The organism is Phenylobacterium sp., assembly GCF_036263695.1.
Lineage (GTDB): Bacteria > Pseudomonadota > Alphaproteobacteria > Caulobacterales > Caulobacteraceae > Phenylobacterium.
Map to the genome: position 1 here is coordinate 1 of NZ_DATAGM010000350.1, position 7,644 is coordinate 7,644.

At 70.9% G+C, this 7,644-nt stretch carries 8 protein-coding genes and 1 pseudogene; 4 read left to right on the forward strand and 5 right to left on the reverse strand.

All coding sequences use genetic code 11. From position 1 onward, the window contains the following. Positions 1 to 84 (reverse strand): hypothetical protein (locus tag VHK87_RS14195; RefSeq protein ID WP_329635551.1); only part of this gene is annotated, 84 nt, incomplete at its 3' end. A gap of 64 nt (positions 85 to 148) precedes the next feature. Further along, on the reverse strand, positions 149 to 589 hold the full coding sequence (secG, locus tag VHK87_RS14200) for a preprotein translocase subunit SecG (protein ID WP_329635544.1): 441 nt from the start codon (positions 587 to 589) through the stop codon (positions 149 to 151). 111 nt (positions 590 to 700) lie between these two features. On the opposite strand from secG, the gene VHK87_RS14205 reads away from it, so the two are divergent. Then, a complete protein-coding gene (locus VHK87_RS14205) occupies positions 701 to 1,300 on the forward strand; it encodes a GNAT family N-acetyltransferase (RefSeq protein ID WP_329635545.1) in 600 nt (199 codons plus the stop codon). On the opposite strand, the gene VHK87_RS14210 is transcribed toward VHK87_RS14205, so the two are convergent. Both VHK87_RS14210 and tpiA read right to left on the reverse strand, forming a co-directional pair. Then, complete coding sequence (locus VHK87_RS14210; RefSeq protein ID WP_329635546.1) at positions 1,297 to 1,824, reverse strand: GNAT family N-acetyltransferase; 528 nt, start codon at positions 1,822 to 1,824, stop codon at positions 1,297 to 1,299. The two genes, VHK87_RS14205 and VHK87_RS14210, sit on opposite strands and share 4 nt — an antisense overlap. A gap of 3 nt (positions 1,825 to 1,827) precedes the next feature. Further along, a complete protein-coding gene (gene tpiA, locus VHK87_RS14215; protein WP_329635547.1) occupies positions 1,828 to 2,571 on the reverse strand; it encodes a triose-phosphate isomerase in 744 nt (247 codons plus the stop codon). A 128-nt stretch (positions 2,572 to 2,699) separates the two neighbouring features. On the opposite strand from tpiA, the gene VHK87_RS14220 reads away from it, so the two are divergent. Further along, positions 2,700 to 4,640 (forward strand): peptidylprolyl isomerase, encoded by a 1,941-nt coding sequence (locus VHK87_RS14220; RefSeq protein ID WP_329635548.1) that lies wholly within the window; start codon positions 2,700 to 2,702, stop codon positions 4,638 to 4,640. Then, a complete protein-coding gene (trpE, locus tag VHK87_RS14225) occupies positions 4,637 to 6,175 on the forward strand; it encodes an anthranilate synthase component I (protein ID WP_329635549.1) in 1,539 nt (512 codons plus the stop codon). The genes VHK87_RS14220 and trpE overlap by 4 nt, the downstream gene beginning before the upstream one ends. 94 nt (positions 6,176 to 6,269) lie before the next feature. On the opposite strand, the gene VHK87_RS14230 is transcribed toward trpE, so the two are convergent. Beyond that, positions 6,270 to 6,947, reverse strand: a complete 678-nt coding sequence (locus VHK87_RS14230; protein ID WP_329635550.1) for a nitroreductase — start codon at positions 6,945 to 6,947, stop codon at positions 6,270 to 6,272. 149 nt (positions 6,948 to 7,096) lie between these two features. On the opposite strand from VHK87_RS14230, the pseudogene VHK87_RS14235 reads away from it, so the two are divergent. After that, positions 7,097 to 7,644 (forward strand): annotated as a pseudogene (locus VHK87_RS14235) (12-oxophytodienoate reductase); the annotation flags it as partial.

Consider the following 7,644-nt stretch of genomic DNA (forward strand, 5'->3'; position numbering starts at 1 on the left):
CAGGAGCGCGCCGAGGGCGGCGGACGTAAGGCCTTTTCCAAGAGAGGAAACCACGCCGCCGGTGATGAAGATGTACCGGGCCATGGGACTCCAGATTAGACCCGATTCGGGCGGGCCGCCCCTGCCCTGATTGCGGCCATAGTGCGGCCTATTGCGCGGGCGCGGCGGGGGCCGGCGCCGGCTGCGCGGGCGGAAGCTCCAGCGGATTGCGCAGGGTCGGCGTCGGCGCCCCTGTCGGGGCCGGCGCGGTCGCCGGCGCACCCGGGATCAGCGGCGCGGTCGGCGCCGGGGCTTCGGGCTGACGGTTCAGGGCGTCGGGATCGACCGACTCGACCTCGAACCGGTCAGTGATCGAGCCGCCCTGCCGGGCGCCTCCCGACAGCATGGTGAGGGCCAGGCTCAGGACAAAGAAGATGGTCCCCAGGATCCAGGTGGTGCGGGTCAGCAGGTCGCTGCCGCCGCGCGCCGACATGAAGTTCGAGCCGCCGCCCGACACCAGTCCGCCACCCTCCGAGCGCTGCAGCAGCACCACGCCGATGAGCGCGACGCAGACCAGGATGTGGACGGTGAGCAGGATGCCGAGGAGCATAAGGGGCCCATAGTGAAGCCGCGCGGCAACACCGCGCTGAAATGAAGCGCGCGCTCTACCACTGAGCTCGCTGCAAGGCCATAGCTAGGGGGTCGCAGCCCGATGGCAACCATGATTCTCGCACTCAAACGCGCCGCCCGTCCCGTACTCCCTGCTCTCCCCGCCGTGCGCCGCTCGTGGGAGCTGGCGCTGCGGCGGATCCAGACGCTCGAGACCGAACGTCTGCGGCTGATTCCGCTGGAGTCGTCCGACGCCGACTTGCTGTTCCCGATCATGACCGACCCGCAGGCGATCGCCCACTGGGATTGCGAGACCCTGGACGAGCCGGAGAAGGTCGCCGAAATGGTCGACGGCCAGGTGCTTGAGATGGCCTGCGGCCGCGGCTTCTACTGGGCCGTGCGCGGGCTGGACGGCCGCTTCCTGGGTGTCTGCGAACTGGCTGAGCTCGACCGCACCGCCCGTAGCGCCGAGATCGGCTTCATCTTCGCCCCCGAGGCCTGGAATGGCGATCACGCTCAGGAGGCGCTGGAGGCCCTGGTCCGCTGCGCGACCGGCCTGAACCTACGCCGCCTGAACGGCCGCACCTGCCTCGGCGACCGCAGGGCCGAGGCCCTGCTCCAGCGCCTCGGCTTCCGCCAGGCCGGCCTCGAGCGCGGCCCGCTGATCGACGACCAGCGCCGGGACCGCCGATTGTTCACGCTGACCCTCTAGAGGCCCGTCAGGGCGGACGCGTCCTCCCAGACGATCAGCAGGTTGTCCGAGCGCCACAGCGGCCCAGCATCCCGATACTGGCCAGCCGGCTCGCCTCCCAATGCACGGTAGAAGGCGATGGCCGGCTCGTTCTCTTTCACGACGCCGAGGCCAATTCCGCTGAAGCCCTGGCGCTTGAGTTCGCGCGCCAGCCCGCCCAGCAGAGCACGCCCGACGCCCCGCCGAGCGTGCGCGTTGTCGACGAAGAGATGCTTGACCTCACCGCGCGCGCCAAAAATCGGGTCGCTCGGGGCGCCGCAGCGGCCGAAGCCGACAATTCGCCCGTCCAGCTCCGCCACTAGGGTGCAGGACTGGCGGCCGGCCAGCATGCCGCGCCAGCGCTCGATCCGAACGTCGAGCGCCGAAAGGGGAGCGACGACGTCGGCGGGCGCGATTTGGCCGTAGGTCTTCCGCCAGATCTGGACGTGCAGCCGGGCGACAGCTTCGGCGTCTTCCAGGGCGGCGGGCCGAAGGCGCGCCTCCACTGCTCAGGCCGCCTGGACGATCGCCAGGAAGTCGCTGGCCTTCAGCGACGCGCCGCCGACCAGTGCGCCGCCGACCTCGTCCGCCTTGAGGATCTCGGCCGCGTTGCCGGGCTTCACCGAGCCGCCGTAGAGGATCGGCACGTCAGCGCCATCAGCTCCGAACGACTCGTTCAGCGTACCGCGGATCGCCCGGTGCATCTCCTCGATCTCGGGCGTGGTGGGGGTCAGGCCCGTGCCGATGGCCCAGACCGGCTCGTACGCGACGGCGAAGGCCTTACCCGCCAGATCGGCGGGGAGAGAGCCCCTCACCTGCCCGGTCACCACCTCCAGCGCTCGGCCGGCCTTGCGCTCCTCCAGCGTCTCGCCGACGCAGACGATGGGCTCGAGACCGGCGCGTAGGGCCGCCAGCACCTTCTTGGCCACCAGGTCGTCGGTCTCGCGGTAGCCGGTGCGGCGCTCGGAGTGGCCGAGGATCACCAGCTTCGCGCCGGCGTCAGCCAGCATCTGCGCCGAAACGTCGCCGGTGAAGGCGCCGAAGTCGTCGGCGTGGGCGTCCTGGCCGCCGACCTGCACGCGGGTGTCCGCCAGCGCCTGCGCCATCCGGTGGATCAGCACCGAGGGCGGGCAGATCGCCACCCGCGGCGAGGCGCTGGTGCAGCCCGCGGCGATGGCCCGCGCCTCGTCCAGCGAGGCCGAAAGGCCGTGCATCTTCCAGTTTCCGGCGATCAGGGGGACCGGCGCGCTCATCTGAAGCCCTCGAAAATTGCGACCGGTGCGGCGGTTAAGCCAAGCCGCCGCGTCTGTCACGCGCTTGCCCCTGCCGATAGGCCTCCACTATACCCGCCCCACCACTCCGCGCCCCAGGACGCCGCTTCATGCTCGCCGCTACTCGCCGCTTCGCCAAATCCTGGGTCGCGCTCATCCTCATCGGTCTCTTGATCGTCAGCTTCGCGATCTTCGGCATCAACGACGTGTTCCAGGGCACGCCGCGCGACGCGGTGGTCACCGTGGGCGACCGCACCGTCACCTCGGCCGAGTACCGGCAGGAGTTCGAGAACGCCCGCCGCCGGGCCGAGGAACAGTTCGGCCAGCCGGTGACCGCCGAATTCGCGGCCCAGAACGGCCTCGACCGCCAGGTGCTGGAAGGCCTCGTGCAGCGCTCGGTGCTGGGCGAGATCATGCACCGCCTGGGGGTCCGGCCGTCCGGCAACCTAGTCACCAAGGAAATCCAGAAGATCCCCGCCTTCTTCGACCCAATCACCGGCGCGTTCGACCGCCAGGCCTACGAGCAGGCGCTGCAGGGCGTCGGCGCGACTCCGGCCAAGTTCGAGGAAGACCTGGCCGACCAGATCGCCCAGCAGCACCTGGGCGCGGCCATCGCCGCCGGCTTCACCGCCCCCCGCTCCTACGCGGCCCTCACCGTCCTGCAGGGGCTGGAGGAGCGCGATGCGGCCTTCTTCGTCATCACCGGCGCCAGCGTGCCGCAGCCGGCTCCGCCCACCGAGGCGCAGCTCAACCAGTTCATGAAGGAGAATGCGGCCCAGCTGACCCGGCCAGAGTACCGGGTGCTGACCGTCGTGCGCTTTTCCCCCAACGCTGCGGCCGCCGCCGGCCCGATCAGCGACGCCGACATCAAGGCCCGCTTCGACTACCGCAAGGACACCATGTCCCAGGCGGAGACCCGCTCGCTGGTGCAGATCCCAGCCAAGGACGCCGCCGCCGCCCAGACCATCGCCCAGCGCCTGACCAAGGGCGAAGACCCCGAGGCCGTCGCCAAGGCGGTGGGCGTGGAGCCGGTGGTCTACGAGGACAAGCCCAGGACCGCTATCGCCGACCGCAAGGTCGCCGAGGCCGCCTTCAAGCTGGCCCAGGGCCAGGTCTCCGCTCCGATCCAGGGCGACCTGGGGCTGGCAGTGGTCAAGGTGACCGAGGTGACCCCCGGCCGCGCGCCGACGCTGGAAGAGGCGCGGCCGGTGATCGAGGCCGAGCTTCGCCAGGAAGCCGCAGCGAAGGCGGTCTACGAGAAGAGCGAGGTCTACGAGGAGGCCCACACCAGCGGCGCCAATCTCGCCGAAGCCGCCCAGAAGGCCGGGGTCCCGGCCCAGACCCTGCCGCCGGTCTCCCGGCAGGGCGCCGACCAGCAGAACCAGCCGGTCGCGGGCGTCACGCCGCAGATGCTGGAGATCGCCTTCGACCTGCCGGAGGGCGGCGAGAGCGACCTGCAGGACACCGGCCAGGGCGAGTACTACGCGCTGCGCGTCGAGAAGATCATCAAGTCGTCCATGCCGCCGCTGGCCGAGATCCGCGGCCCCCTCACCCAGGCCTGGATGCAGCGCCAGATGCAGGCCAGCCTGCAGGCCAAGGCCGAGGAGCTGTCGGCCCGCCTGAAGCGCGGCGAGAGCCTGGAAGCCGTCGCCGCCTCCGCCGGCGGCAGCCCGCTGCAGCGCGCCGTCGGCCTGAACCGCCGCACCGCCGGCCAGAACACCCAGGTCCCGCCGGCCATCCTGGAGCGCATCTTCGCGGCTCGCCCCGGCGAGACCTTCACCGCCATGGGCCAGGGGCTGGCGATCGCCGTCGGCAAGCTGGAGGCGGTGCGTCCGCCGCAGGTCAGCGAGGCGGCCCAGTTCACCCAGGCCGTGCGGCCGCAGCTGGCGCCCGCCATGTTCCAGGACTTGGTCGCCAGCCTCGAGCAGGCGGCCCGCCGCAAGCTGGAGCCCAAGGTCGATCACGACCGGGCCCGCCAGGCGCTCGGCCTCGAGCCGGCCGCCGACGGCGACGCCAAGGGCGGCGCGGCCAAATCGGGGGCGGGCAGGTGAACGTCGAGCCGGCCTTCGACGCCTTCGAGTCCCGCTACCGCTCCGGCGCCGCCCAGGTCGTTTGGACGCGGCTGGTCGACGACCTGGAGACCCCCGTCTCGGCCTATCTGAAGATCGGCCACGGCCAGCCCTACGCCTTCCTGTTCGAATCCGTCGAGGGCGGCGCCTGGAGGGGCCGCTATTCGGTGATCACACTGGGCCCCGACATCGTCTGGCGCTGCCACGGCGAGGAAGCCGAGATCGCCGAGGGCGCCGACATCCCGGCCGGCCGCTTCCGGCCGGCGGGCCCGACGTTAGACTCCCTGCGCGACCTGGTGGCCGCCTCCAGGCTCGACATCCCCGCCGGCCTGCCGCCGATGGCGGCCGGCGTGTTCGGGGCGCTGGGCTACGACATGGTGCGCCTGGTCGAGCCGGTGAAGGACGTCCCGCCCGACCCGCTGGACCTGCCGGACGGGGTGATGGTGCGGCCCTCCATCGTCGCCATCTTCGACGGCGTGGCCCAGGAGATCATCCTCACGACCACGGTGCGCTCGGGGACCGCCCCGGCCCGCGAGGCTTACGACGCCGCCATCGGCCGGCTGGCCAAGGTGGTCGCCGACCTGAAGAAGCCGACCCCGCCGGTGGCCGGCGACGGCCAGCCCCTGCCCGACCGCTTTGAGACGCCGGTCAGCCGCGAGCGCTACCGCGACATCGTCGAGCAGGCCAAGGAGTACATCCGCGCCGGCGACATCTTCCAGGTGGTGCCGAGCCACCGCTTCCGGCAGCCCTTCCCGCACGACCCGTTCGCCCTCTACCGGTCGCTGCGCCGCACCAACCCCTCGCCGTTCCTGTTCTACCTGAACTTCGGCGGATTCCAGCTGGCCGGCTCCTCGCCGGAGATCCTGGTGCGGCTGCGCGACGGCAAGATCACGATCCGCCCGATCGCCGGCACGCGTCCGAGAGGCGCCACGCCCGAGGAGGACCGCGCCCTTGAGGCCGAGCTTATCGCCGACCCCAAGGAGCGGGCCGAGCACCTGATGCTGCTCGACCTCGGTCGCAACGACGTGGGCCGGGTGGCCATGCTGGGCCAGGAAGGCCGCAACGCCCCGCCGCCCTCCCCCGGCCAGACGCGTGCGCCCCACGTGCGCGTCACCGCCTCCTTCTTCGTCGAGCGCTACGCCCGCGTGATGCACCTGGTCTCCAACGTCGAGGGCGACGCGCCCGAGAACGTCGACCCGGTGGACGTGCTGATGGCCGCCCTCCCCGCCGGCACCCTGTCCGGCGCGCCGAAGGTGCGGGCCATGCAGATCATCGACGAGCTGGAGATCGAGAAGCGCGGCATCGCCTACGCCGGCGCAGTCGGCTACTTCGGCGCCGACGGGGCGGTGGACACCTGCATCGTCCTGCGCACCGCCTGCTTCAAGGACGGGGTGATGTACATCCAGGCCGGCGGCGGCGTCGTTGCGGACTCCGATCCGGACGCCGAATACGACGAGACCCTGCACAAGGCCCGCGCCTTGCGCGATGCCTCCGAGGAGGCCTGGCGGTTCGTCTAGGGCGCAGTGGCCTAGCTTCCTTCACACCGCTCTTTCCTGCAAAGTCGGGATGAGCGGTGTTGTTTTCGACCTCCGGAGAGGCTCGCGAAGCCTCCTAGTCGTCGAAGCCGACGAACACCGTCGCCTCGGCCACGCTCTTGCGCTCCGACACCACGGCGTTCGCCGGGAAGCTCCAATCCGGCCAGCCGAGCGCGATGCTCTTCATGATCACCTGGTCGTCGGCGATGCCGGCGTGCTCGCGCACGACCGGCGACTGCATGATGCCCTGGCTGTTGATCACCGCCCCCAGGCCGCGCGACCAGGCCGCGTTGACGAGGGCGTTGGTCACGGCGCCGCAGTCGAACGGAGTGTCGTCGCTGCCGTCCAGCACCCGGTCGTAGGTGACGATCACGCAGACAGGCGCGTCGAACTGGCGAAAGCCGCGCAACACCCAGTCCTGGCGCATCTCCTTGTCGTCTCGGGCGATGCCCATCGCCGCAAACAGCTGCTTGGCGACGCCGATCTGCCGCTCGCGGTGCGGGCCGGCGAAGGCCTGTCCGGTGCGGAACTCGCGCGACTGCGGCACGCCCGCCACCATCCGCTCGGTGTTGCCGGCGCGGATCCGGTCCAGCGGCTCGCCGGTGATGATGTAGAAGTTCCAGGGTTGGGTGTTCATCGACGACGGCGCGCGCAGGGCCAGCGCGATGATCTCCTCGATCAAGGCCCGGGGAACCGGGTCGGGCTTGTAGCCGCGGATGCTGCGGCGGCCGAGGATGACGTCGTCGAACTTCATGGATGATCCCTAGATGGATGGGCGGGCGCAGCGAGCAGGACCGCTCATCGGCGCGGAAGAAAAACTGGCGGCGCTCTCCCCGGGAGATGGCTCGCCGCGGGGCGCGGCCTCGTCTACCTACTAAAACATCTGTTTGAACGGAGCGCCATATGGCCGCCGACGCCCTCTTCCAGCCCTACGCCTTCAAGGGTCTGGCCCTGCGCAACCGCATCGTCATGGCGCCGATGACCCGCTCCTTCTCGCCGGGCGGCGTCGCGACCCATGAGGTGGCCGGCTACTACCGCCGCCGCGCGGAGGCCGAGGTCGGGCTGATCGTCTCGGAAGGCACGGGCGTGGACCGTCCGGCCTCGCTGAACGATCCCAACGTCCCGCGTTTCCATGGCGAGCAGGAGCTGGCCGCCTGGAAGAGGGTGATCGACGAGGTCCACGCGGCCGGCGGGGTGATGGCGCCCCAGCTCTGGCACGTGGGGAACGTGCGCACCCGTCACCCGGATTGGACGCCGCCTGGGCCCTACGACAGCCCCTCGGGCCTTTCCCGGCCCGAGAAGCCCTTCGGCCAGTCGATGACCGACGCCGAGGTGGCCGACGCGGTCCGCGCCTTCGCCGAGGCCGCCGCCAACGCCAAGCGGCTGGGGTTCGACGCCGTCGAGCTGCACGCCGCCCACGGCTACCTGATCGACCAGTTCTTCTGGGAAGG